Annotated in this window: 20 protein-coding genes and 1 pseudogene; 10 read left to right on the top strand and 11 right to left on the bottom strand. The window is 60.9% G+C overall.

Going from position 1 to position 23,317, the window contains the following annotated elements; translation table 11 throughout:
* Positions 1-484 precede the first annotated feature (484 nt).
* The 3 genes from EQV97_RS05655 to EQV97_RS05645 form a co-directional block, all read right to left on the bottom strand.
* Complete coding sequence (locus EQV97_RS05655) at positions 485-988, bottom strand: GNAT family N-acetyltransferase (RefSeq protein ID WP_240888614.1); 504 nt, start codon at positions 986-988, stop codon at positions 485-487.
* 25 nt (positions 989-1,013) lie between these two features.
* Positions 1,014-1,643, bottom strand: coding sequence for a glutathione S-transferase (locus tag EQV97_RS05650; RefSeq protein WP_240888613.1), 630 nt, complete (start codon positions 1,641-1,643; stop codon positions 1,014-1,016).
* 77 nt (positions 1,644-1,720) lie between these two features.
* On the bottom strand, positions 1,721-3,670 hold the full coding sequence (locus EQV97_RS05645; RefSeq protein ID WP_240888612.1) for a DNA topoisomerase III: 1,950 nt from the start codon (positions 3,668-3,670) through the stop codon (positions 1,721-1,723).
* 328 nt (positions 3,671-3,998) lie between these two features.
* Here EQV97_RS05645 and EQV97_RS05640 point away from each other — a divergent pair, with 328 nt between their 5' ends.
* The 5 genes and pseudogenes from EQV97_RS05640 to EQV97_RS05620 form a co-directional block, all read left to right on the top strand.
* Positions 3,999-4,361 carry a DUF427 domain-containing protein gene (locus EQV97_RS05640; protein ID WP_240888611.1) on the top strand — a complete coding sequence of 121 codons (363 nt, stop codon included), beginning with the start codon at positions 3,999-4,001 and terminating at the stop codon, positions 4,359-4,361.
* Positions 4,362-4,450: 89 nt separating this feature from the next.
* Positions 4,451-4,972: a sigma-70 family RNA polymerase sigma factor gene (locus tag EQV97_RS05635; protein WP_122839576.1), complete on the top strand. Its 522-nt coding sequence runs from the start codon at positions 4,451-4,453 to the stop codon at positions 4,970-4,972.
* Positions 4,969-5,913 carry a FecR domain-containing protein gene (locus EQV97_RS05630; RefSeq protein WP_240888610.1) on the top strand — a complete coding sequence of 315 codons (945 nt, stop codon included), beginning with the start codon at positions 4,969-4,971 and terminating at the stop codon, positions 5,911-5,913. Before EQV97_RS05635 ends, EQV97_RS05630 begins: the two co-directional genes overlap by 4 nt.
* A gap of 179 nt (positions 5,914-6,092) precedes the next feature.
* The gene (locus tag EQV97_RS05625; RefSeq protein WP_240888609.1) at positions 6,093-8,567 is read left to right on the top strand and encodes a TonB-dependent siderophore receptor; all 2,475 of its coding nucleotides are present in this window, start codon (positions 6,093-6,095) and stop codon (positions 8,565-8,567) included.
* Between the two features lie 32 nt (positions 8,568-8,599).
* A pseudogene (locus EQV97_RS05620) lies at positions 8,600-8,680 on the top strand (outer membrane lipoprotein carrier protein LolA); the annotation flags it as partial.
* A 58-nt stretch (positions 8,681-8,738) separates the two neighbouring features.
* Here the strand turns inward: EQV97_RS05620 and lldD are convergent.
* The 3 genes from lldD to EQV97_RS05605 all read right to left on the bottom strand — a co-directional run bounded on the left by lldD (position 8,739) and on the right by EQV97_RS05605 (position 13,360).
* Positions 8,739-9,896 (bottom strand): FMN-dependent L-lactate dehydrogenase LldD, encoded by a 1,158-nt coding sequence (gene lldD / locus EQV97_RS05615; protein ID WP_225568465.1) that lies wholly within the window; start codon positions 9,894-9,896, stop codon positions 8,739-8,741.
* Between the two features lie 92 nt (positions 9,897-9,988).
* Positions 9,989-11,611, bottom strand: a complete 1,623-nt coding sequence (locus tag EQV97_RS05610; protein WP_045057681.1) for an MFS transporter — start codon at positions 11,609-11,611, stop codon at positions 9,989-9,991.
* Positions 11,612-11,713: 102 nt separating this feature from the next.
* Positions 11,714-13,360: a GMC family oxidoreductase N-terminal domain-containing protein gene (locus EQV97_RS05605; RefSeq protein WP_225568464.1), complete on the bottom strand. Its 1,647-nt coding sequence runs from the start codon at positions 13,358-13,360 to the stop codon at positions 11,714-11,716.
* 121 nt (positions 13,361-13,481) lie between these two features.
* Between EQV97_RS05605 and EQV97_RS05600 the strand changes: the two genes are divergently transcribed.
* The gene (locus EQV97_RS05600) at positions 13,482-14,384 is read left to right on the top strand and encodes a LysR family transcriptional regulator (RefSeq protein WP_122839581.1); all 903 of its coding nucleotides are present in this window, start codon (positions 13,482-13,484) and stop codon (positions 14,382-14,384) included.
* A 94-nt stretch (positions 14,385-14,478) separates the two neighbouring features.
* On the opposite strand, the gene EQV97_RS05595 is transcribed toward EQV97_RS05600, so the two are convergent.
* On the bottom strand, positions 14,479-15,579 hold the full coding sequence (locus EQV97_RS05595; protein ID WP_240888608.1) for a DNA alkylation repair protein: 1,101 nt from the start codon (positions 15,577-15,579) through the stop codon (positions 14,479-14,481).
* 60 nt (positions 15,580-15,639) lie between these two features.
* Positions 15,640-17,451, bottom strand: a complete 1,812-nt coding sequence (locus EQV97_RS05590) for a monovalent cation:proton antiporter-2 (CPA2) family protein (protein ID WP_122839583.1) — start codon at positions 17,449-17,451, stop codon at positions 15,640-15,642.
* A gap of 193 nt (positions 17,452-17,644) precedes the next feature.
* On the opposite strand from EQV97_RS05590, the gene EQV97_RS05585 reads away from it, so the two are divergent.
* Complete coding sequence (locus EQV97_RS05585) at positions 17,645-17,953, top strand: RcnB family protein (protein ID WP_045057686.1); 309 nt, start codon at positions 17,645-17,647, stop codon at positions 17,951-17,953.
* Positions 17,954-18,054: 101 nt separating this feature from the next.
* Here the strand turns inward: EQV97_RS05585 and EQV97_RS05580 are convergent, their stop codons facing one another.
* Complete coding sequence (locus EQV97_RS05580; RefSeq protein ID WP_240888607.1) at positions 18,055-18,378, bottom strand: protealysin inhibitor emfourin; 324 nt, start codon at positions 18,376-18,378, stop codon at positions 18,055-18,057.
* A complete protein-coding gene (locus tag EQV97_RS05575; protein WP_240888606.1) occupies positions 18,375-19,433 on the bottom strand; it encodes a M4 family metallopeptidase in 1,059 nt (352 codons plus the stop codon). Before EQV97_RS05575 ends, EQV97_RS05580 begins: the two co-directional genes overlap by 4 nt.
* Before the next feature lie 129 nt (positions 19,434-19,562).
* On the opposite strand from EQV97_RS05575, the gene EQV97_RS05570 reads away from it, so the two are divergent.
* The 3 genes from EQV97_RS05570 to EQV97_RS05560 all read left to right on the top strand — a co-directional run bounded on the left by EQV97_RS05570 (position 19,563) and on the right by EQV97_RS05560 (position 22,149).
* Positions 19,563-19,901, top strand: coding sequence for an FKBP-type peptidyl-prolyl cis-trans isomerase (locus tag EQV97_RS05570; RefSeq protein WP_122839586.1), 339 nt, complete (start codon positions 19,563-19,565; stop codon positions 19,899-19,901).
* Positions 19,902-20,086: 185 nt separating this feature from the next.
* Positions 20,087-21,307, top strand: a complete 1,221-nt coding sequence (locus tag EQV97_RS05565) for a putative DNA modification/repair radical SAM protein (RefSeq protein WP_122839587.1) — start codon at positions 20,087-20,089, stop codon at positions 21,305-21,307.
* Complete coding sequence (locus tag EQV97_RS05560) at positions 21,304-22,149, top strand: TIGR03915 family putative DNA repair protein (protein ID WP_240888605.1); 846 nt, start codon at positions 21,304-21,306, stop codon at positions 22,147-22,149. The genes EQV97_RS05565 and EQV97_RS05560 overlap by 4 nt, the downstream gene beginning before the upstream one ends.
* Before the next feature lie 116 nt (positions 22,150-22,265).
* Here the strand turns inward: EQV97_RS05560 and EQV97_RS05555 are convergent, their stop codons facing one another.
* On the bottom strand, positions 22,266-23,285 hold the full coding sequence (locus tag EQV97_RS05555; protein WP_225568458.1) for a branched-chain amino acid aminotransferase: 1,020 nt from the start codon (positions 23,283-23,285) through the stop codon (positions 22,266-22,268).
* Between the last annotated feature and the right edge of the window lie 32 nt (positions 23,286-23,317).

The raw sequence follows: 23,317 nt of genomic DNA, 5'->3' as shown, positions 1-23,317 counted from the left end.
TTGGTTCGCTAATACAGGTAGCCCATCGGTTAGTTGATCCCTGGCACCGAAACCAGGACGTCAGCGTTCATTCGCCGAATGTGGCGAGGTCCCGCGTCTGTTGCATGTAGTCGTGTTGAATAACTGCTACGCAATAGCGTCACAACGAAGAGAAGCAGCGAAAACCTGGAGGCCACTGCCGACTTTTCAGGGTCGGCCACAAGCTTCATGAGGATTGATCGCCAGCGCTTCTCGTCCTTGTACTGGACGTTCGGGCCAGGTCAGCTTCTTCAATCTGCCTTGTGGGCAGCGTGTATCCGGGAATAACAGCTCGGCGGTCAGACGAGCTTGCTCAAACATGTTGCCGTACTCCCGATCGGGGAGATGTCTGCATCATGCAAGGGCAAATCGGAGGCGTCAATGGTTATGTAGTGATTATTTTTGCGCACTACATATTGTCGGACAAAGCGGTTTGGAATTAGCAAGGAGGGCCAGTGTGCCCGGTTCAGACCGACTGGGGCGGGGTTTCAAAGCGGTAAAAGGTGCAGGGATATCCATCCACCGTTCGCTGGTGCACGCTGTACCGATTGCCGGTGAGAATTGGTATGAGTCCGGCCCAGAACCGCCGCGCCGGGTGGTTTGCATCGATATGGAAAATTTGCCATTGACCCGGGTGGGCGCTCAAGAGGGCAGAGACGACAAACTTCGCGACGCCTTGGCCACGAAAACGTCGAGTGACGAACAGATAACCCATGTTCAATTGCGCACCGTCGAGGTGGGTTTGGTCGTCGACGGTCACGAAGCCGGCCAGTTCGCCGTCAACCGTGATCAGGAAGGGCCGGGTGGCCGGCTTTCTCCAGTAGTCCACCTGGGGCTGGATACTGAAGAAGCCGTGCCCTGCGAGCTTCAGCGGGAGCCATTCACTGAAGTCGTACAGGTAGAACTGCATCAGGTTTTCAATGGTGTCCAGATCGTCGCGTTGGGCGGCGTGCAGTTCTATCACGGGCATTGAAAGCGGCTCCTGACCGGGTTGATCAGTGGGGCGCGAAATCGTATGGGCCGCCGGTCTTTAGTGCGGCCACGTAGGCTGGACGTTTCTGGAAGCGGTCGACCCACGCGGCGACGTGCGGGTACTGACCGAGTTTGCCTTGCGCCCTGGCGATCTCGCCGATAAAGCTCATCTGGATATCCGCAGCGCTGAATTCAGCGCCCAGCAGGTAGTCGCCCTGGCTCAGCGCAGTGTCGAGGTAACCCAGGTAGTTGGCCACTTCCGAGTTGATCCGTGGATGCAATGGCGCGCCAGCCTCGCCCAGTCGACCCACGTACAGGTTCAGCATCAATGGCAGCATCGCTGACCCTTCGGCGAAATGCAGCCATTGCACGTATTGATCATAGGCGGCTGTGGCGGGGTCAGGTTGCAGGCGGCCCTGGCCGTGGCGCCGGATCAGGTAATCGATGATGGCCGCAGACTCGATCAACTTCTGTTGACCGTCTTCGATGACCGGGGATTTGCCCAGGGCATTGACCGCCTTCAACTCCGGCGGTGCCAGGTTGGTCTTCGGGTCACGCTGGTAGCGCTTGAGCTCATAGGGAATGCCCAGTTCTTCCAGCAGCCAGAGAATCCGTTGCGAGCGAGAGTTGTTCAGGTGATGGACGATAATCATGTTGGAGGCCTTTTCAGGTAGTGGGCTGGCGCCGGGCTTGAACAACACTAGACCATCACGGTCCTTGCGAAGTGCCCTTATGGTTTGCTCGCCGGTTTTGCCGTGCGCCGGGCGCTGGTGGCCGGTTTGCGCTTGGCCGGTTTGCGTTTGTTTTTCCACGGCGTGGCTCCGCGCCCTGCCGGGCTTGCAGGCCCGCTGATGGTCAGGCTAAGGCCTGCGCAGCGGGCCACCTGTTTGCTCATCCAGGCGGCCTGTTTGGTGACAAACTCTTCCAGGCTCATCTCGCCGCTCTGCACCATGTCCAGCGCCTGTTCCCAGATCGCCGTGGTACCCGGGTCGGCAATGGCCCGGGGCACGGCGTCGATCAGGCTGAATGCCGCCGGGGTCGCGGCCAGCGCCTTGCCGTTTTTAATCAGGTAGCCGCGGTCGAGCAGCCCCTGGATGATCGACGCGCGAGTCGCTTCGGTACCGATGCCGGTAGTGTCCTTGAGTTTTTGCTTGAGCAGCGGATCTTCCACGAGCTTGGCGACATTTTTCATCGCCTTGATCAGGTCGCCCTCGGTGAAGGGTTTGGGCGGCTGAGTCCAGAGGTCCTTGAGCTTGACGTCGACAACCTTGCATTCACGACCTTCGGCCAGGGCCGGCAAGGTTTGCGGAACCGGCGCTTCGCGTCCCTTGGCCGGGGCCAGGGCCTCGGGCAGGGCGCGTTTCCAGCCGGGCTCGACGATCTGCTTGCCGACGGCCCGCAGTGCTTGACCCGCGCAATCAAAGTCGGCCTGGGTCCGGTCGTACTCGTGGTTGGGCAGGAACTGCGCCAGGTAGCGTGCGCGAATCAACGTGTACACCGCCCGCTGCTTGCCCACCAGTCGCTCGAGGTTCTTTGCCGCCGCCGTGGGGATGATCCCGTGGTGAGCGCTGACCTTGGCATCGTTCCAGGCGCGGGAGCGTCGGTGCGGTTCAAGGTGATCATTCAATGCGTCCAGGCCGGGGTCGGCCTGCCTTAACGCTGCCAGAATGCCGGGCGCCTCGCCGTGCTGACTGACCGGCAGGTAGCCGCAGTCGCTGCGGGGATAGGTAATGACTTTATGGGTTTCGTAGAGTGCCTGGGCGATGTCGAGCGTCTCCTGGGCACCGAGGCCCAGTTTCTTCGAACAGACCTCCTGCAAAGTGCCCAGGTCGAAGGGCAGGGGGGCGACTTCACGCAGGCGCTCGGTACGCAGCTTGACCACCCGGGCGCTGGCCGCCTGGCTGATAGCTGCTGCGGCCTGCCGGGCCAGTTCCGGGTTCAGGCAGCGGTCCTGGTCGTCGCAAACCTCGGAAGCTGCGCGCCATTGCGCGGTGAATGGTGTGCCGTCGTGCAGCAGTTGCACGTCAATCGCCCAATAGGCGACCGGGACGAAATCGGCAATGCTGCGATCCCGATCCACCACCAGGCGCAGGGTGGGCGTTTGCACTCGACCGACCGGCAACACGCCCTGATAACCGGACTGCCTTCCCAGCAGGGTGAACAGGCGGCTCATGTTCATGCCGATCAGCCAGTCGGCCCGGGAGCGGCCCAGGGCGGAGTGGTACAGGCTGAACGTCTCGGCTCCCGGCTTGAGCGCCGCCAGCGCCTTGCGAATTGACGCGTCGTCCAGCGCCGATAACCAGAGGCGACGAATCGGCCCGCGATACCGGCAGTGTTCGACCAGCTCCCGAGCGATCATTTCGCCTTCGCGGTCGGCGTCCGTGGCGATCACCAGCTCATCGGCTTCGCCCAGCAATCGTTTGACTGCCTTGTACTGGCTGGCAGTGCGCGGCTTGACGGTCATCTTCCATTTATCAGGGATGATCGGCAGGTCTGCCAGCACCCAGTGCTTGTAGCGAGCGTCGTAGGCATCCGGTGGCGCGGTTTCCAGCAGGTGGCCGATGCACCAGGTCACCGTGACATCCGTTCCCAGCCAGCAGCCATCGCCGCGACGCCGGGCGCCGAGCACGGCCGCAATATCCTTGGCCTGGGAAGGTTTTTCACAGAGGTACAGCCGCATGACCACCATCGTTGTTCAATGTCCGAGAGGTGCACAGAATGGCGGTTGACGGGCGAGGGATCAACCTTTATCTGTATGGATGTACAGCGTATGAGTTTCCGATCATTGCCCTGAGCCACTGCCATCGGGCCGAGCCCATCACCGAAGAGCCTGGAGTGAAGCTTCCGTTCGGCTGTGAAGCGTTCGTGCAGGCGTAACTTGGGTTATACCTGATAACTGGTGATGCAGGTTTTGACGACGCCAGGCTGCCCTTTAAGAGGATGCTTGCCCTGCGCGGGCACGCGCTTTCGCACCGATCGAGTCAAGTCTTCCAAGAGGAACCCACTCCATGCCAACTCCCCCCGCGGTCATTACCATTGCTGAACAACCGGGCTGTCTTCTGGTGAAATTCCACGGCATCCAGGTCGCCGCGTCCTTGCGCGCGCTGGTGCTGCTGGAGGCCAATTACCCGCCGGTGTATTACGTCCCGCGCGAAGACATCGACGAGAAGTACTTTGCCCGCACGGATCACACCAGTTATTGCCCGTACAAGGGCGATGCCAGCTATTTCAGCCTGCAGGTTCCCGGGCATGAGGGGGCCAACGCGGTATGGAGTTACGAGAAGCCCAAGGTGTCGGTGGAACAGATCAAGGATTACGTCGCGTTCTACCCGGATCAGGTGAAGTTCGAATTGCTGGACGCCGAGGTCTGATAAAACGCGTTCGGATGATGGGTATTGCCAATGACCTGTTACAAACATGACAATGCGAGTCATTATCAGTCGCGAATAATTCCATTGTCATGTCCACCCACGAATTGTCCCTGCGCAGTGCCGTCAATGAGCTGTACTGCGAACACCATGGCTGGCTCAACAGCTGGTTGCGCAAACGGCTGGGTAACACGTTCGATGCAGCGGACCTGGCGCAGGATACGTTCGTCCGGGTGATCAGGGCGCGCAACGCGCTGGAGATCCGTGAGCCGCGCCCCTACCTGTCGATGATCGCCAAGGGCCTGCTGGTGGACCTGTTCCGGCGGCGCTCGCTGGAGCAGTCCTATCTGGAAGCGCTGGCGACCATGCCTGAATCGCAACAACCGTCGCTGGAAGAGCAGGCGATCCTGTTGCAGGCGTTGATGGAGATTGATCGGCTGCTGCAGGGCCTGGGGACGAAGGTCAAGCAGACGTTCATCCTGTCCCAGTTCGACGGCCTGACCTACCCGCAAATCGCCGAACGCCTGGGTATCAGCACCCGCACCGTGAACAATCACATGGCCAGGGCCATGGAGCACTGCTGCCTGATGCAGATTCAGTTGCAACTGACATGAGCCCTTCTGCAGAGGAGTTGAAGTCGATCAGCGCAGCTGCCCGCTGGTACGCCAGGCTTCAGTCCGGCGTAGCCACCGATGCAGAGCGAACCGCGTGGCGCGACTGGTTAAGCGCGGACCCTGCCCATCATCTGGCCTGGCAACGAATTTCAGCCGTGTGCGAGCAGATGACAAGCGTTCCCGGTGCCCTGGCATCCCCGGCCCTGCGCGGTGCCGAGCGGTCGCGTCGACACGTCTTGCGCAGTGTCCTGGTGCTGGCGTCGGCCGGGTCTCTGGGGTGGCTGGGCTGGCGTAGCGACGCTACGCAAACGCTGTTCGCCGACTTGCGCACTGCGGTGGGAGAGCGCCGTGAATGGCGACTAGCCGATGGCAGTTCGTTGCTGCTCAATACCGCTACTTCGGTCAACGTGCGCTTCGACGGTCGCCAGCGGGTACTGGAGCTGGTGCGCGGGGAAATTCTTGTGACAACGGCTGTCGATCCTTCCCGGCGTCCGTTCAAAGTGGTCACCGGACACGGCGAGGTCCTGGCGTTGGGAACGCGCTTCATCGTCCGCGCCGAAGGCTCGGGCGGTGAGGTGGCCGTGCTGGAAAAAGCCGTGGAGGTCAGTGCGCACAAAGGCAGTTCGACGGTTCGCCTGGAGGCAGGCCAACGCATGGATTTCACCCTGCGCACGCTGGGCCCGGTGCGCCGCAATGATGCGTCGGTCGGCGCCTGGCAACAGGGCAGCATCATTGCCATCGATCGCCCGTTGGCGGATCTGCTCGAAGATCTTTCGCGGTATCGCTCGGGCGTGTTGCGTTGTGATCCGCGTATTGCCGATTTGAAAGTGTCGGGGGCATTCCCGATCGACAATACGGATTTGGCGCTGGCGGCGCTGGAGAGCGGGTTTTCGTTGCGGCTCAGTCGGTACAGCAGTTATTGGGTGACGGTTTCGCGGTAGGCGCCTGCTTGCTGGCGATCGCCGCGCCATCTGAGTGCCGCTTTCGCGAGCATGCATTGCTCGCACAGAGCCGGGCTGGCCCCACTGAAAATAATTTCACAGCCCTTGCACTTTTCAGCAGCACGGTTCGGCTCATCCCTCAGTGAGATTTTATTGATGGGTTCTGGGGGAGGGTAAACATGTCTCGGGTGTACATGCCAGGTCGTCTGGCGATTGCAGTAAAAATCGGCTTGCTTGCAGCGACTACCAGCGCAGCCTGGCCAGGCGTAGCACTGGCTGCGCCGGCACACCAGCAACGCACCGTGCAAACCTACGATATTGCTGCCGGCAGCCTCACCGAAGTGCTCAGTCGTTTTGCCAGTACGGCAGGCGCGGCCATCTCGTTTGATGCGCGTCAGACTCAAGGCTTGAGCTCTCCCGGCATCAAAGGCGCGTTTGCTATCAGTGACGGCTTTGCGCGGATCCTGCACGGCAGTGGCCTGCAGGCCGAGCCCCAGGCCAACGGTACCTACGTATTGCGACCTGCACCGTCTGCCGGCCCGGCGCTGGAGCTTGGCGCCACCAACATCAATGGCCAACTGCTTGGGGCCACCACCGAGGACAGCGGCTCCTACACCACGGGCGCAATCACTATCGGCAAAGGCGAACATTCGCTCAAGGAAACACCGCAGTCGGTCACGGTGATGACCCGCAAAATGCTCGATGACCAGAACCTCAACACCATCGACCAGGTGATGGAAAAGACCCCGGGCATTACCGTCTATGACTCGACCATGGGCGGCAAGTATTTCTATTCCCGGGGCTTCCGGATGTCCGGCCAGTATCAGTACGACGGCGTGCCGCTGGACATGGGCAATCTGTATGTCCAGGCCGACAGTTTCAGCGGTGACATGGCGTATTACGATCGGGTCGAAGTGCTGCGTGGCGCTGCGGGGATGATGAAGGGCTCGGGCGGCACGGCGGGCGGCGTCAATTTCGTGCGCAAGCGTGGCACCAGCGCTGCACACACCGATATCACACTGTCTGGTGGCAGCTGGGACAACTATCGCGGCCAGGTCGACACGGCTGGCCCGTTGAACGAAGCGGGTACCCTGCGGGGGCGGGCGGTGGTGGCCGAACAGAGCCGGCACTACTCCGTCGACGATGCCAGTCGCAAGGATCAGGTCTACTACGGCGCGCTGGATTTCGACCTGAGTTCCGACACCACCCTGGGCCTGGGCGTGGCCTATGAAGACGTTGATGCCAGCCCATGCTGGGGCGGCCTGCCGCGTTACCGCGATGGCAGCGACCTGAAACTGGGGCGCTCGACCTGTCTGGATCCGTCCTGGAACACTTGGCGCAGCCAGCGCACCACGGTGTTCGGTGACGTGAAACACCAGATCAACGAGGACTGGGCGCTGAAGGTTGCCAGCGTCTACACAAAAAACACCCAGGACATCAAGTACGCCTTTGCTTCCGGCGCCGTCACCCCGGGTGTCGGTACCACCGGCATGCTGGGTAGCCTGTATGACTACGATCAGGTCGATTACGGACTCGATGCCTACGTGGATGGCAAGTTCGCTGCGTTTGGCCAGCAACACGAACTGGTCGTGGGCGTTAACGCCAGTCGATCGAAAAAAGATGATTTCTACAGCGTGGCGTTCCTGCCCCAGCGGCAGAATGTGTTCAACCCCGACAAACATATCCCGGAGCCGGATGAGAGTTACTTCATCGATAATTCCTCCCGCGGTGGCCCGGTCAACTCCGTCACCAGACAACAGGGCCTGTACTCGACCCTGCGCCTGAAGCTGGCAGCTCCCCTGACGCTTGTGGTCGGCGGGCGGGTGAGCTGGTACGACTCCGACACCGACTCGGTGTTCATCAATTCGGGAACTTCCGAGCACTCAAGTACCACCGAGACCGGACAGGTCACGCCGTTCGCCGCAGTGCTGCTGGACCTCAACGAGAACCTCACGGCCTACGCCAGTTACTCGGATATCTTCACGCCACAGGGTAACTACCGCTCCGAAGACGGATCGGCGCTCAAGCCGCTCGTGGGCCAGAGCTATGAGCTGGGGATCAAGGGCGCCTGGTTCGACGGTCGCCTGAACAGCTCGTTCAACCTGTTCCGTACCCTCCAGAAGGACCAGGCACAGACCGACTTCAACTCCTCATGCCCGTCATCGGATGGCTACTGCTACGTCAACGCGGGCAAGGTCCGGGCCCAGGGGTTCGAGGCGGAGATCAGCGGTGAGGTGATAGAGCGGCTGCAGCTGCTTGCCGGATATACCTACACCCAGACCAAGACTCTCGATGACATCGATACCAGCCTCAATGGCGCGGCGTTCAACAGTTACGTGCCACGCCATGTGTTGCGCATGTGGGGCGACTACGCGCTCGATGGCGTCCTTGAGCGCTTTTCGATTGGCGCTGGGGTGAACGCTCAGAGTGATAATTTCCGTGTGTCGCCGTCTTCCGGAAACAAAATCACTCAGTCGGGATACGCGATCTGGAACGGGCGCATCGGCTACCGTATCGACGACACCTGGTCGGTGGCGCTCAATGGCAACAACCTGTTCGACAAGCGCTACTACGCAACGATCGGTACCGAGGCGTTCGGCAACTACTATGGGGACCCGCGCAATCTCATGTTGTCGGTGAAAGCGAGTTTCTAAGAGGCACAACTGTAGGAGCGAGCTTGCTAGCGATGGTCGTTAACGATAACGCGGGGGCCCAAACACCCCGCGGCGTCCTCTGGTTTTTCGCGAGCGAGCTCGCTCCTACAGTAGACGCAGCGACGCAGCGACGCAGAGACGCAGTAGAAATAGCCAAAGCAGTCGAATCAGTTAAACCAGGTCCGATAGCTTCTGTGCCTGGACCAACGTGGTTTCGTCGATCTGATCGATCGACGTCACCCCGGTCAGCGTCATGGCCACGCGCATTTCCCGGGCAAAGATATCCAGCATGTTTTCCACTCCGCGTTGACCGTCGGCGGCCAGCGCGTAGGCCATTGATCGTCCCAGAAGGACGCCTTTGGCACCCAGCGCGAGCATGCGCACCACGTCCAGTCCCGAGCGAATGCCCGAGTCGACCAGCACGGTCAGGTCATTCGCCACGGCTTGCACGATCGGTGGCAATGCCCGGGCGGTCGAGAGCACGCCGTCCAGTTGGCGGCCGCCATGGTTCGACACGACGATGCCGTCAGCCCCGAAGCTGACAGCGTCCCTGGCATCCTGGGGATCGAGGATGCCCTTGATGATCATCGGCCCTTGCCAGAAATCGCGTATCCACTCCAGGTCACTCCAGCTGATCGACGGGTCGAAATTATTCGCCAGCCAGCCCATGTAGTCCTCAAGGGTCACGGCCTTGCCCAGGTATCTGGAAATGTTGCCCAGGTCATGGGGACGGCCCATGAGGCCGACGTTGAAGGCCCAGTCGGGCCGGGTCATGGCTTGCAGCATGCGCCGTGACGAAGCGTACGGACCGGACATCCCCGAATGCGCATCGCGATAACGCGCGCCGGGCGTTGGCATGTCCACGGTGAACACCAGGTTCCTCACGCCGGCCGCCTTGGCGCGCTCGAGCGCGTTTTTCATGAAACCGCGGTCCTTGAGCACGTACAGCTGGAACCAGATCGGTTGCTGGCTCTGGGCGACGACTTCCTCGATCGAACACACCGAAACCGTCGAAAGGCACAAGGGAATGCCTTTGTTCTGCGCAGCCCTGACGGCCTGGACTTCACCCCGGCGGGCAAACATGCCCGTCAGGCCGACCGGCGCCAACACGATCGGCATCGCGAGTTTCTGTTCGAACAGGGTGGTCTCCAGGCTCAGGGTCTCGACGTTTTTCAGGATCCGCTGGCGCAGGCTGATGCCGCTAAGATCGGCGCTGTTGGCCCGCAACGTATGCTCTGCATAGGCCCCGCCGTCGATGTAATCGAACAAAAAGCGCGGCAGTTTGCGCCGCGCCGCCTCGCGATAGTCGGATGCAGATGAAATGATCATGAAGACGCTGCCTCGGTCTGGTGATTGCGATGACCCATGTGCTCAGGTTAACGAAAACGCCCCGCGTGTGCGGGGCGTTTTTTCGTCTGCTGTCAGTTGGTGTCCAGGTCGACGTTTTTCGTCTCACGCAAACAGATCAAGCCGACCACCAGGCTCACCCCGGTGATCAGCACCGGGTACCAGAGCCCGTAGAAAATATCCCCGGTGTAGACCACCAGCGCAAACGACACCGTCGGCAGGAAGCCGCCGAACCAGCCGTTGCCGATGTGATAGGGCAGGGACATCGAGGTGTAGCGGATGCGCGTCGGGAACAGCTCGACCATCAACGCTGCCAGTGGGCCGTAGCACATGGCGGAGATGATGATCAGCCCGACGATCAATGCCACGATCATCGGTTTGTTGATCAGCTGGGTGTCTGCCTGTGACGGATAACCGGCCAGGGTGATCGCACCGCGCAGGGCGGCTTCGTCGTAGCCGTCGATCTTCACGTCGCCGACGCTGACCTGTACGGCGCTACCCGCAGGGGCTGCGGCGCTGCTGTAGGGCAGGCCTTGCTTGACGAGGAAGGTCTTGACCTTGTCGCACGGGCTGTCGAATTTCGCTTTGCCCACGGGATCGAACTGGAAGGTGCAGGTGGCCGGGTCGGCCAGTACGGTGATCGGCGCCTGTTGGCTGGCCAGGTCAATGGCCGGGTTGGCGTAGTGCGCCAGGGATTTGAAGATCGGGAAGTACAGGACCGTGGCCAGCAGCAGGCCGAGCATCAGCACCGGTTTGCGCCCGACCTTGTCCGACAGCCAGCCAAAGAAGATGAAGAACGGCGCGCCGATGATCACGCTGATGATCAGCAGGCTGTTGGCCAGGGCCGGGTCCATCTTCAGGAACTGGGTGAGGAAGAACAGCACATAGAATTGCGCCGCGTAGAAGGTGACGGCCTGACCGGCGTTGATGCTGAACAGGGCAATCAGCACCACCTTGAGGTTTTCCCATTTGCCGAAGGAGTCACGAATCGGCTGCTTGCAGAGCTTGCCTTCCTCTTTCATTTTCACGAATGAGGGGGACTCGTGCAGGCTCAGGCGAATCCAGGTGGAAATCCCCAGCAGCACGATGGAAAACAGGAACGGGATCCGCCAGCCCCAGACTTCGAATTGGTCGCCGGTGAAGTAGCGGCACCCCAGTACCACCAGCAGCGACAGCAGCAGGCCGAGGGTTGCGGTGGACTGGATCCAGCTGGTGTGGAAGCCGCGCTTGCCGATCGGTGCGTGTTCCGCCACGTAGGTCGCCGCGCCGCCATATTCACCACCCAGGGCCAGGCCCTGGAGCATGCGCAGCACCACCAGGATGATGGGCGCGGCAATGCCGATACTGGCGTAGGTGGGCAGCAGGCCGACGCAGAAGGTCGCCACGCCCATCAGCACGATCGTCGCCAGGAAGGTGTACTTGCGCCCGATCATGTCCCCCAGTCGACCGAACACCAGCGCGCCGAACGGCCGCACGATGAAGCCTGCCGCGAAGGCCATCAGGGCAAAGATGAACGCCGTGGTGTCATTGACCCCCGAAAAAAACTGCTTGCTGATCACTGCGGCGAGCGCGCCGTAGAGAAAAAAGTCGTACCACTCGAAGACCGTCCCGAGTGACGAGGCGAAGATGACCTTGCGGGTGTCGTGACCGATCTCGGCGCGGCCCACGGTCTCCAGCGGCTGAACATGTTCTGACATATCGGTATCCCTTACAGTGATTGTTGTTTTTGTTCCACTGTCGGCGCCTGCCTTGTGGGCGGGTGCCGGTACTTCGATGTAGGTAGTGCGTGCGCGGGGGTTTCAGGTGGTGGTGACCCGTTCCTTTGGCGTGGTGGTACTCCTTAAGGTTGGATTGAGGATCAACTCTGCGGCCTTTTCCGCAATCATTAGCGTAGGCGAACAGGTGTTACCCGAGGTGATTCTTGGCATGATCGAAGCGTCGGCAATCCGCAGACCGGGGATGCCGTGGACTTTGAGCTGCGCGTCGACCACCGCGTCCCGATCGTTGCCCATGCGGCAGGTACCCACCGGGTGAAAAATCGTCGTGCCGATGCGCGCGGCCGCTTCGTGCAGTTCTTCCTCGCTTTGCAAACTGTCCCCGGGCAGATATTCCACCGGGTTGAAGCGGGCGAGGGCGGGGGCCGACACGATGCGCCGGGTCAGGCGAATGGCATCCGCCGCGACCCGCAGGTCTTGCGGATGACTCAGGTAGTTGGGCTGGATCAATGGCGCGTCCTGGGCATTGGCGCTGCGGATTTCCACGCGACCACGACTTTGGGGGCGCAAATCACACACCGACGCAGTGAAGGCGGGAAAGGCATGCAACGGCTCGCCGAAGCGCTCCAGCGACAGCGGCTGCACGTGGTACTCGAGGTTGGCCGAGGTCTGCTCCGGCCCCGACCGGGCAAAAGCGCCCAGCTGGCTCGGCGCCATCGACAGCGGCCCGCTGCGGTTGTAAAGGTAACGCAGGCCCATGCCCATCTTGCCCCACACGCTGCCGGCGATCTGGTTCAGGGTGCGGGCATTTTCCAGCTTGTAGATCAGGCGCAGTTGCAGGTGATCCTGCAGGTTGCCGCCAACCCCCGGTAGTTCATGGGCCACACCGATGCCGAGTGATTGCAGGAGTGGGCGAGGGCCGATGCCCGAGCGTTGCAGGATACTTGGCGAGCCGACGGCGCCTGCGCACAGGATGATCTCCTGGCGAGCCCTGAAGGTTCTCGGTTGGCCCTGGCAGCGGCTGATGACCGCCGAGGCGCGGCCATTGTCCAGTTGTACGCGATCGACTTCGACGTCAGTCAGTACCGTGAGATTGGGCCGGTGCCGCACGGGCTTGAGAAACGCCTTGGCCGCATTCCAGCGAACCCCGGCTTTCTGGTTGACCTGGAAATACCCGCAGCCTTCGTTATCGCCCTGGTTGAAGTCATCGACGCTGGCAATTCCGCGCTGTTCGGCGGCGCTACGGAACGCGTCCAGAATCGGCCAGGACAGGCGCTGGCGTTCGATCCGCCATTCCCCGGCAGCGCCATGAAACTGCGAGTCGCCGGCAAAGTGGTCTTCACTTTTCCTGAACAGCGGCAACACCTGGTCCCAACCCCAGCCGGGGTTGCCGTCGGCGGCCCAGCTGTCGTAATCGCCGGCCTGGCCGCGCATGTAGATCATGCCATTGATCGAGGAGCAGCCGCCCAGCACCTTGCCCCGCGGATAGCTCAGGGCACGCCCTTGCAGGCCGGGTTGCGCCTCGGTCTTGAAGCACCAGTCGGTACGCGGGTTGCCGATGCAGAACAGGTAGCCCACCGGAATGTGAATCCACGCATAGTTATCGCGACCGCCCGCTTCGAGCAGCAAGACCCGATGCTGCGGGTTGGCCGAGAGTCTATTGGCCAGCAAACAACCGGCCGGACCGGCCCCGACTACTACATAGTCGTATTCATCAAGGGAAGTCGGCATCCCTGACCTCGTATTGTTGTTCTTGTTGTCAGTCATCCTAGTTGTTAGCTTTCGTTTAAAGAATGTTAATTTTTGCGCAGCCGCTGTGCGTTTTTAAACAGTGCGGCCTTGGGGACGATCGATGTTCGACTGGAATGACCTGCGGTTTTTTCTTGAACTCCAGCGCAGCGGGCGCTTGCTCACCGCCGCGCGTCGTTTGAACACCACCCATGCCACCGTCGCCCGGCATATCGAAGCCATCGAAAAAAGCCTGGGGACCGCGCTGTTCGTCCAGCATGCCCAGGGTTACCAGATGACGCCTGCTGGCGAAGCGCTGCTCAAACACGCCGAGGCCATGGAAAACGTCGCGTTGCTGGCCCAGGAAGAAATGACCCAATCGACGGCGCCCCTCGGCAAGATCCGCGTGGGGGTCACCGAAGGGCTGGGCATCATGTTTCTCGCCAGCCGCATGAATGACCTCTTCGAGCGTTACCCCGGTCTGGAAGTGGAGCTGGTCGCGGTGCCGCGGTTTGTCAGCATCCTCAACCGGGAAGCCGAAATCAGCATCCACCTGGAACGGCCGGCGGCCGACATGTTGGTCACGCGCAAGCTCACGGACTACCGCCTGGCGCTCTATGCCAGCCAGGACTACCTGGATCGCGCGCCACCGTTGCGCAGCCGTGAAGACCTCGGTCGGCATGCGTGGATTGGCTATGTCGACGACCTGCTGTTCAGCCAGGAACTGATGTTCCTCAACAGTTTCTGCCGCAACCCCCAGGTGGTCTTCCACAGCACCAGCGTCATCGCCCAGCAGCAGGCGGCGCGCTCGGGGCTGGGGATCGCGGTGCTGCCGTGCTACATGGCCAGTGCCGATCCGGGGTTGGTGGCGTTGCTGCCGGATGAAAGCCTTCTGCGCAGCTACTGGATCAGCACCCGCCGCGAGCTGCACAAGTCGGTGCGGCTGCGGGTGTTGTGGGACTACGTGGTGGCGTTGTGTGAAAGCGAGCAGGAGCTGTTGCTGGGCACGGATCAAGCTGCACTGTAGGAGCGAGCTTGCTCGCGATGGTCTTAAGGTCGCGGCGGGTAACCTGTTGCCCCGCGTTCTTGCGTACCTCCATCGCGAGCAAGGGATGGGTATTTCACGGGAGGATTTCGAAGGCCGTTGTGGCCAACCGCTCGCCATTCACCATCACATGCACCGCGTGCTTGCCCGCGTAATGGCGGCGGGTGGTGAGCTCCTTGATCTGCTGGCTGCGCGCCACTCGTTCGCAAGCCTTGCCCGGCAGGGTCAGCGCCTTGAGCTTGAACACCTTCGCCGAGGTGCTGCCATTGCCCTTGACGTAGTCGATCGCATAATCGATCACCAGCCGCTGGCCGTGCTCGACCGTGGATTGCACGGCAAACGACAGCGTGATCTTCTCCCCAAGCGTAATGACTGGCGGCTCAACCCGAACGTCCGTGATCTGGACTTCGGCCTTGCCGCCTGCGCCGATGATCGCCAGTGCCCGTCGGTTGCCTTGCTTGATCAGGCTGCGCAGGGCGTGCTTGGCGATCCAGGCAGTGTGCCGGTTCTCCAGCGACCAGCCTTCGATCAGGTCCAGCACCCAGTCGGGATGCTCCTTGGTGATGTCGTTCAAATGATTGGCCACGGACTTGCGCACGTACAGGCTGTCGTCGGCCTTGAGGTTGTCGAGGATCGCTGCTGCCAGGCCCGGATCAGCCTGGATCCGCTCCAGCCGGAAAGACCAGGGCAGTCGCGGCCGGCTGCCTTCGCTTGCCAGGCGGCGGACGTGTTCGTTGTCATCCAGCGACCACTGGTGCATGACCGCCAGGGTGCGCTCGAAATCGCTGCGCAGGAAATATCGGATTGCAAACTCCGATGAACCAAACACGGTGAAGTATTTGAGCGCGGCCATCGACTCTTCGAACGCATGGCTGCCATAGGTCGCGACATAATGCGGCAATGAAATGCTGACGAAACCGCTGTTCAACCGAGGCGCCAAGGCCCGCAGCACGCCGAGGGTTTCCTCGTAGCTCAACGGCAGCACCGCATGCAGGCATTCACTGACCCGGGCCATGCGCTGCATGATCGACAATTCGGCGAGGCCTTCGTTGGCCATCTTCATGAATGCCTTGGCGTTGAACTCGGGATACACCGCGCTCATCTCGGTCGCGATGTGCCGGAGGCGCTCGGCGTTGAAGATTTCCTTAAGCGCAGGAGCGGGTTGATCAGCAGCCATTGTGGGTTCCTTAGGTTGTGTGAGCTGCCTGGGGTAACGGCCCACCCTGTACTGAAGCAATCAGACCTTGCCCAGTTTTTCCTCTTCCAGCTGATCGGACTCAAACAGCTTCGCCAATTCCGCCCGGGCTTCCTGCGCCGTCTGCAGCACTTTGGCCTCATCGTCATAAATCGCATGCTGGGCTTCCAGCACCTGTTCATCGTGATGCTTGAAGCGTTTGATGCGGGCGTCGGCCTGGGCCTGGGTCAGGCCTAACCCTACCAGCGTGCGGCGGCTCATTTCCAGGCTCGAATAGTAGGTTTCCCGGATCGCCTCGGCTCCCAGGTCCACCAGGCGGTGCACATGCTGGCGGTTACGGGCGCGGGCGATGATCTTGATGTGCGGGTAGAGCTTGTGCACCACCTCGGCAGTCTTGATGTTGGTGTCAGGGTCATCGGTGGCAATCACAAAATATTCCGCCTGTTCGACCTTGGCGGCGCTGAGGATTTCCGGGCGCATAGGATCGCCGTAGAACACCGGCACGCCGCCAAAACTGCGAGACAATTCGATGGTTTCCACTGAAGTGTCGAGGGCGACGAACTTGATGTTCTGCGCCCGCAGGATCCGCGCGACGATCTGCCCCATGCGGCCCATGCCGGCGATCACGACTCGCGGGGCATCGGTGTCGATCTCGCGAAACTTCTCCGGCACCACCACCGGCTGCACCTTCGGGCTCACCAGGCGTGCGCACACCAGCAACAGCAGCGGGGTCACAGCCATGGACAAGGTGATGGTCAACACCAGTAAATCGTAAAGGCGCGGCTCGAACAGGCCCTGGTCGCGGCCGATCTTGAACACGACAAAGGCGAATTCACCGCCCGCTGCCAGCACGATACCCAGGCGAATCGCACTGACCTTGCCCAGGCCACCGGCCAGCCGCCCGACAACAAACAGCAGCGGCAACTTGATGGCGATCAGCAACAGGGTCAGGCCCAGCACGGTGATGGGTGCACTCAGCAGCAGGCTCAGGTTGGCGCCCATGCCGACGCTGATGAAAAACAGGCCCAACAGCAAACCCTTGAACGGTTCGATCTGCGCTTCCAGTTCATGACGGTACTCGGAGTCCGCCAGCAGCAGCCCGGCGAGAAACGCCCCCAGGGCCATCGACACGCCCACCAGGTCCATCAGCCACGCCGTGCCGATCACCACCAACAACGCGGTGGCGGTGGACACTTCCGGCAGCCCCGTCCTGGCCACCACGCGAAACACCGGCCGCAACAGGTAGCGCCCGCCGATCACCACCACGGCGATACTGCCCAGCACCCGCAACCCATGATTGACATCTTCGGCTGCAGTGGAGGTGTGGTCGCCTCCCGCCAGCAGCGGCACCATGGCGATCAGCGGGATCGCCGCGATGTCCTGGAACAGCAGGATCGCAAAGGCCAGTCGGCCGTGGGGGCTGGTCAGTTCCTTGCGCTCGGCGAGGCTCTGCAGGCCGAAGGCGGTGGAGGACAGGGCGAGGCCCAGACCCAGCACGATGGCACTGTTGAGCGGCTGGCCGAACATGAACAAGGCGGTCACGCCAATCACCGAGCCGGTCAGCAGGACCTGTGCAAGGCCGACGCCAAACACGGATTTGCGCATCACCCACAACCGTCTCGGTGATAACTCCAGGCCAATGATGAACAACAGCAACACCACGCCGAGCTCGGAAATATGGCTGACGCTCTGTGGATTGCCGATCAGGCCCAGCACCGACGGGCCAATGATCACTCCCGCAAACAGATAGCCCAGCACCGCGCCCAGTTGCAGGCGCTTGGCCAGGGGCACGGCCAGCACCGCCGCAAACAGAAAGACGACAGCGGCTTGCAACAGGTTGCCTTCATGGGGCATGGCTTACTCCAGAACTCGGTACGGCGGGGGCGACAAGGATAAAGCCTGAAACCGGACGCGTCAGCCATGGGCCGGCATGATTGTATGAATGCAGCCTGTTTGGCGGCTTCGGCGAATCGTTGCGTCCTGAGTGAATGATTTTCTCCGCCCGTAGTCGGAGTTCAGGTATTACGACATTTCTGGAGGATCAACCATGAACAGCAAAACCCTCATCGCCGCCCTGGCCATTGCCGCCGGCGTTGCCGGAATCAGTCCCATCGTTCAAGCGGCTGACCCACCTGAAAAAACCGTGCAGCCAAGTGCTACCAATACCCGTGAACTGAATGTCAACGACCGCGCCCCGGATATCTATCAGCGTCCTGAAAAAGCGCTGAAAAACTGGAAGGCCAAAGGCTTGAAAGCGCCGGTGGAGCAAGCTCAGTGGGTGCAGGTGCATGACAAGTACATGATGGTGATGATTACCAACGGGACGATCGTCGATATCACCCCGGTGGAAAAATAAACGCCCGGTCATGCGCTAAAGTTTCGGCAATGCGGGATTCAGGCCGCTTCTGAAATCTGTTGCCAGGCTACAGGAGATTGAGTGGCCAGCCATCGGCTCACTTATAGCACTTCGCCCTTGTCCCACAGATGCACCAGATTCCCAGGTGCCTGGTCTTCAGGCACTTTCATCAGCATCCGGTCATCCTGCTCGCCGCTACGATAGAGCACTTCAATTTCGTAAAAGCGCTGATCACCCTGGCCTGCGGCCTGTTCGGTGTAGGGCAGGCAGCCTTCCAGCACGCTGCAGATGCGCGAGCGCTGCTCCATGTCGCATTGGGCGAACTCGATGCTGCGCGGGCGTGTCAGGGCATGGATGGCGGCGACGCCGCCCTGGCGGGAAAGGTGGACGACTGCATCATCGCCCAGGGTTGGCAGGGTTTTCATGATGACTCCCGATTCGGTTCTACGCCCACATCGGACCAGGCTTGCGCCACCGCGTGCTGTTCGTCCGGGCCAAAGCGCTTGAGCGCCTGCTCGAGGGTCAGCGCGGCAAACTCACTGAATGATGCTTGCGTACCCAGACGCGGGTCGCACAACGTGTCGTACCAGATATGGCCGGCTTTCTGCCAGGCGAATCCGCCCAGCGCCTGGGCCGCCAGATAAAACGCCCGGTTGGGGATGCCGGAATTGATGTGCACGCCGCCATTGTCTTCCTGGGTGATGACAAAATGGCGCATGTGCCCGGGTTGCGGGTCCTTGCCGAGCAGCGGGTCGTCGTAGGCGGTGCCAGGGTGGGCCATCGAGCGCAGGCCGTCGCCTTTGATCTGCGGCGCGAGCAGGTCGGCGCCGATCAACCAGTCGGCCTCCTCGGCGGTCTGGCCCAGTACATGCTGCTTGATCAATACACCGAACACGTCCGATATCGATTCATTCAGCGCCCCGGACTGATCGGCGTAAATGAGCCCGGCTTCACTTTCGATCACGCCGTGGGTCAATTCGTGGCCGATGACATCCAGGGAGCGAGTGAAGCGCTCGAAGATCTCGCCATCGCCGTCGCCGAACACCATCTGCGCACCGTTCCAGAACGCATTCTCGTACTCCTGCCCGTAATGCACGGTGCCAATGAGGGCAAAACCCTGATTGTCGATCGAGTCGCGAGCGTGCACTTTCCAGAAAAAATCATAGCTGGCCCCCAAGGCGTCATAGGCTTCGTCGACCGCAGGGTCACCCGTGGCCGCCTGGCCCTCAACGCGTACCGGCATCCCTGGCAGGAGCATTTTGCCCTGGGCGTCATGGATACTGCGCTCGGCCACGCCGGGCCGAGTGGAGGGTGGCAGCAGGGTGGTCGCAGGCGGGCGCGCCGGCGGGCGAGGGGTGTGGCGCAGCGTGCGCACGTGGGTGAGGGTGCTCTGCGCACTGGAACGCTGCCGCTCGGAGCCGTGGGCAATGATGCGGTTAAGAATGTAGGGCGGGATGAAACTGCGCGGTGAGTCGGTCATCAGAGCGTCCTTTCCTGAGTACGGAGTCGATACTCATGTGGACGGACGGTTGCCGTTTCAGTTCCATGGATTGCCAACCACGCCGAATTCTGCGAAAACGCCCTGATTAACCGCTAGCGAGCAAGATTCATGAACGACGAATTACAGATCATTGACCTGTTGCCAGGCGACGGCAAGGCGGCGGTCAAGGGCGCCCTGATCACCACTCAATACCGCGGCTGGCTGGAAGACGGCACAGAGTTTGATTCGTCCTACAGCCGGGGCAAACCGTTTCAGTGCGTGATTGGCACGGGTCGGGTCATCAAGGGTTGGGATCAGGGAATCCCCGGCATGCAGGTGGGCGGCAAGCGTAAATTGCTGGTGCCGGCGCATCTGGCTTATGGCGAGCGGACCATGGGCGCGATTACGCCAAATTCGAACCTGATTTTCGAGATCGAATTGCTGGAAGTGCTGACCAGGGACGATTGAGCGCAGTCAACATCACAATCGCCAGCTCCGTAGGCGCCACGTCGGAGCTGTCGAGTGCAACGAGGCTGCGATCTTTTGACCTTCTCTGAACTCTCAGACAATCAGACCAAGGGCCGTTTAACAACTTGAACCCCGACCCACGACTCTATACTGTATATCCAAACAGTTAGCGGCGTGCCCCCCCCATGGAACTCATCGACAAACTCAGCATTCTCGCCGACGCCGCCAAATACGACGCGTCCTGCGCCAGCAGCGGGGCGCCCAAGCGCAGCTCCGAGGGCAAAAGCGGCCTGGGTGCGAGCAATGGCATGGGCATCTGTCACAGCTATACCCCCGACGGGCGCTGTGTGTCGCTGCTGAAGATCCTGCTGACCAACTTCTGTCTCTATGACTGCCAGTACTGCGTCAACCGCCGCTCCAGCGACGTGCCGCGGGCGCGTTTCACACCGGAAGAAGTGGTGACGCTGACCATGGATTTCTATCGTCGTAACTGCGTCAGTGGACTGTTCCTGAGCTCCGGGATCATTCGCTCGGCGGATTACACCATGGAGCAGTTGATTCGGGTGGCGCGGCTGTTGCGTGAAGAGCATGAGTTTCGCGGGTACATTCATCTCAAAACGATTCCCGAGGCCGATCCGGCGTTGATCGAGCAAGCGGGGCGCTATGCCGACCGGCTGAGCGTCAATATCGAGTTGCCCACGGACGCCAGCTTGCAAACCCTGGCTCCGGAAAAACACATCGGTTCGATCAAAGGCGCGATGCAGACCATCTACACGGGCGTTCAAACCGTTCTCAACGAGCCGCGAGCCCCCAGGTTTGCGCCGGCCGGTCAGAGCACGCAGATGATCGTGGGCGCCGATGACACCGATGACAGCACCATTCTCCACAGCGCCCAGTCGCTGTACGGCAACTTCAAATTGCGCCGGGTCTATTATTCGGCGTTCAGTCCGATTCCCGACAGTCCGAAAAGCGTGCCCCTGGCCGCGCCGCCATTGATGCGCGAGCACCGGTTGTACCAGGCTGACTTCCTGCTGCGCAGTTATGGCTACACCGCCGGGGAGCTGTTCAAAGGCCCGGGCCACCTGGCGTTGGACATCGACCCCAAATTGGCTTGGGCGCTGGAGAATCGGGATATTTTCCCACTGGACCTCAATCGCGCCGAGGCTTCCCTGATCTCGCGCATTCCCGGTATTGGACTGCGCACGACCGAGCGTCTGGTGGAACTGCGCCGCCAGCGTCGCATCCGTTATGAAGACCTGGCGCGCATGCGCTGTGTGCTGGCCAAGGCCAAGCCGTTCTTCATCACCAGCGACTACCATCCGCAGCAAGCGGAAGTCACCAGCCATCTGCTGTATCAACAACTACGCGACCGCCCGCAGCCGCAGCAAATGGGGTTGTGGGGATGATTAATCTCGATTGCGACGACTTGTTCGAGACCTGGCGCCTGCAAGCGCGCTGGCTGCTAAGCCATGAGGTTGATCCTAGCCTGGTGGCGTGGGCCAGCGAAGGTGTGCAGGACCTGTTCGCCAGCGATCACGCGCTGCCCGAATCACAGGGGCCGTTCCTGGCGCGCATTCCGCGACTGCTGCTCGACACCCTGGAACAAGCCGCCCGTTATCGCGGTGATCAGCGCTGGAGTCTGTTGTATGAAGTGCTGTGGCGAGTCAGTCATGGGGATCGCACTGCAATGATGTCCGGGGACAAGCTGGGCAGCGAATTACAGAGAAGAATCAAACAGGTACAGCGTGAGTCTCATCATTTACATGCATTTGTGCGGTTCGTTGAATTGCCCGGCTGCGTCGGGCCGCAATATGTCGCCTGGCATGAGCCCGCCCACGACATTCTGCACAGTGCGAGCGAGCATTTCATTGGCCGCATGGGGCGCCATCGCTGGATGATTGCCACGCCCAGGGATGGGGTCTATTACGATGGCGAGCAGTTGAACTACCTGCGTCAATGCCCGGAGCAATGGCAGCAGATGGCGCAGAACGTAGACGATCCGAACGGTGACATGTGGCTGACCTACTACAGCCATATTTTCAACCCGGCGCGGTTGAACCCCAAGGTCATGCAAGGACACTTGCCCACCCGATTCTGGAAGAACCTGCCGGAGGGGGCGTTGATCCCGGGGTTGATCACCCAGGCCCGTACGGGCAAGCAGCAGGATGGCCAGGCCAGCGGGATCAAGGGGCGGCAGGGCAAGCGGATTGGTCAAACCAAGATGGAGTCGTCCCGTGGAACCCTATGAAACCCTATGAACCCCGCATCAGCTCCTACAGATCTATCCAAAAGCTGTTATAGCCCAGACGAAAAAAACCCCCCATTGCGGCAGCAATGGAGGGTCGGGGTGTCGCGGGCGTCAGGTCAGACCTTGACGATCCAGCCAGCGGGCGCTTCGATATCGCCGGTTTGTACACCCGTCAGCTCCTTGTAGAGCTTTTGGGTAACCGGACCAACCTCGGTTTCGCTGTGGAATACATGCAGATGATCGTTGTAGCTGATTCCGCCGATCGGCGTGATGACAGCAGCAGTACCGCAAGCACCGGCTTCCTTGAAGTCCGACAGCTTGTCGATCAACACGTCGCCTTCAATCACTTCCAGGCCCAGGCGCGATTTGGCCAGTTCGATCAGTGACAGACGGGTGATGCCCGGCAGCACCGACGGCGAGTTCGGCGTAACGAACTTGTTGTCGTGGGTGATCCCGAAGAAGTTGGCCGAGCCGACTTCTTCGATTTTGGTGTGGGTCATCGGGTCCAGGTAGATGCAGTCGGCGAAGTGAGCTTTCTTCGCCTGGGAACCTGGCATCAGGCTGGCCGCGTAGTTGCCACCGACCTTGGCCGCACCGGTGCCTTGTGGGGCCGCGCGGTCATAGCTGGAGATCAGGAAGTTATGCGGCGTCAGGCCACCCTTGAAGTAGGCACCGACCGGAATGCAGAAAATCGAGAAGATAAACTCCGGCGCAGTACGCACGCCGATGTTGTCACCTACGCCGATCACGAACGGGCGAAGGTACAGCGCGCCACCGGTACCGTAAGGCGGGATGAAACGCTCGTTGGCACGAACCACTTCTTTGCAGGCTTCGATGAACTGCTCGGTTTCGACGAACGGCATCAGCAAGCGCGCACAGCTGCGTTGCATGCGCAGGGCGTTCTGGTCAGGGCGGAACAGGTTGATCGAGCCGTCCTTGCAACGATAGGCCTTCATGCCTTCGAAGCACTGCTGGCCATAGTGAAGGGCCGTGGAGCCTTCGCTGATGTGCAGCACGTTGTCTTCGGTCAGGGTGCCTTTGTCCCACTCGCCGTTACGCCAGTACGAGAGATAGCGCTTGTCTGTCTTGATGTAATCAAAACCCAGCTTGTCCCAATTGATGCTTTCGTTACCCATGACACCCTCTATCACTGAACAACCGCCAAAGC

The sequence above is a fragment of the Pseudomonas sp. TMW22090 genome, assembly GCF_022496665.1.
Taxonomy (GTDB): Bacteria; Pseudomonadota; Gammaproteobacteria; order Pseudomonadales; family Pseudomonadaceae; genus Aquipseudomonas; species Aquipseudomonas gregormendelii.
This window is presented reverse-complemented; position numbering and strand designations above follow the sequence as displayed.

Bases quoted from the DNA above. Each gene is read 5' to 3' on its own strand.
- EQV97_RS05645 (WP_240888612.1), bottom strand. From the start codon at position 3,670: ATGCGGCTGTACCTCTGTGAAAAACCTTCCCAGGCCAAGGATATTGCG.
- EQV97_RS05585 (WP_045057686.1), top strand. From the start codon at position 17,645: ATGAACAGCAAAACCCTCATCGCCGCCCTGGCCATTGCCGCCGGCGTT.
- EQV97_RS05565 (WP_122839587.1), top strand. From the start codon at position 20,087: ATGGAACTCATCGACAAACTCAGCATTCTCGCCGACGCCGCCAAATAC.
- EQV97_RS05555 (WP_225568458.1), bottom strand. From the start codon at position 23,285: ATGGGTAACGAAAGCATCAATTGGGACAAGCTGGGTTTTGATTACATC.
- lldD (WP_225568465.1), bottom strand. From the start codon at position 9,896: ATGATCATTTCATCTGCATCCGACTATCGCGAGGCGGCGCGGCGCAAA.
- EQV97_RS05590 (WP_122839583.1), bottom strand. From the start codon at position 17,451: ATGCCCCATGAAGGCAACCTGTTGCAAGCCGCTGTCGTCTTTCTGTTT.
- EQV97_RS05600 (WP_122839581.1), top strand. From the start codon at position 13,482: ATGTTCGACTGGAATGACCTGCGGTTTTTTCTTGAACTCCAGCGCAGC.
- EQV97_RS05625 (WP_240888609.1), top strand. From the start codon at position 6,093: ATGTCTCGGGTGTACATGCCAGGTCGTCTGGCGATTGCAGTAAAAATC.
- EQV97_RS05580 (WP_240888607.1), bottom strand. From the start codon at position 18,378: ATGAAAACCCTGCCAACCCTGGGCGATGATGCAGTCGTCCACCTTTCC.
- EQV97_RS05630 (WP_240888610.1), top strand. From the start codon at position 4,969: ATGAGCCCTTCTGCAGAGGAGTTGAAGTCGATCAGCGCAGCTGCCCGC.
- EQV97_RS05560 (WP_240888605.1), top strand. From the start codon at position 21,304: ATGATTAATCTCGATTGCGACGACTTGTTCGAGACCTGGCGCCTGCAA.
- EQV97_RS05655 (WP_240888614.1), bottom strand. From the start codon at position 988: ATGCCCGTGATAGAACTGCACGCCGCCCAACGCGACGATCTGGACACC.
- EQV97_RS05570 (WP_122839586.1), top strand. From the start codon at position 19,563: ATGAACGACGAATTACAGATCATTGACCTGTTGCCAGGCGACGGCAAG.
- EQV97_RS05575 (WP_240888606.1), bottom strand. From the start codon at position 19,433: ATGACCGACTCACCGCGCAGTTTCATCCCGCCCTACATTCTTAACCGC.
- EQV97_RS05650 (WP_240888613.1), bottom strand. From the start codon at position 1,643: ATGATTATCGTCCATCACCTGAACAACTCTCGCTCGCAACGGATTCTC.
- EQV97_RS05610 (WP_045057681.1), bottom strand. From the start codon at position 11,611: ATGTCAGAACATGTTCAGCCGCTGGAGACCGTGGGCCGCGCCGAGATC.
- EQV97_RS05640 (WP_240888611.1), top strand. From the start codon at position 3,999: ATGCCAACTCCCCCCGCGGTCATTACCATTGCTGAACAACCGGGCTGT.
- EQV97_RS05595 (WP_240888608.1), bottom strand. From the start codon at position 15,579: ATGGCTGCTGATCAACCCGCTCCTGCGCTTAAGGAAATCTTCAACGCC.
- EQV97_RS05635 (WP_122839576.1), top strand. From the start codon at position 4,451: ATGTCCACCCACGAATTGTCCCTGCGCAGTGCCGTCAATGAGCTGTAC.
- EQV97_RS05605 (WP_225568464.1), bottom strand. From the start codon at position 13,360: ATGCCGACTTCCCTTGATGAATACGACTATGTAGTAGTCGGGGCCGGT.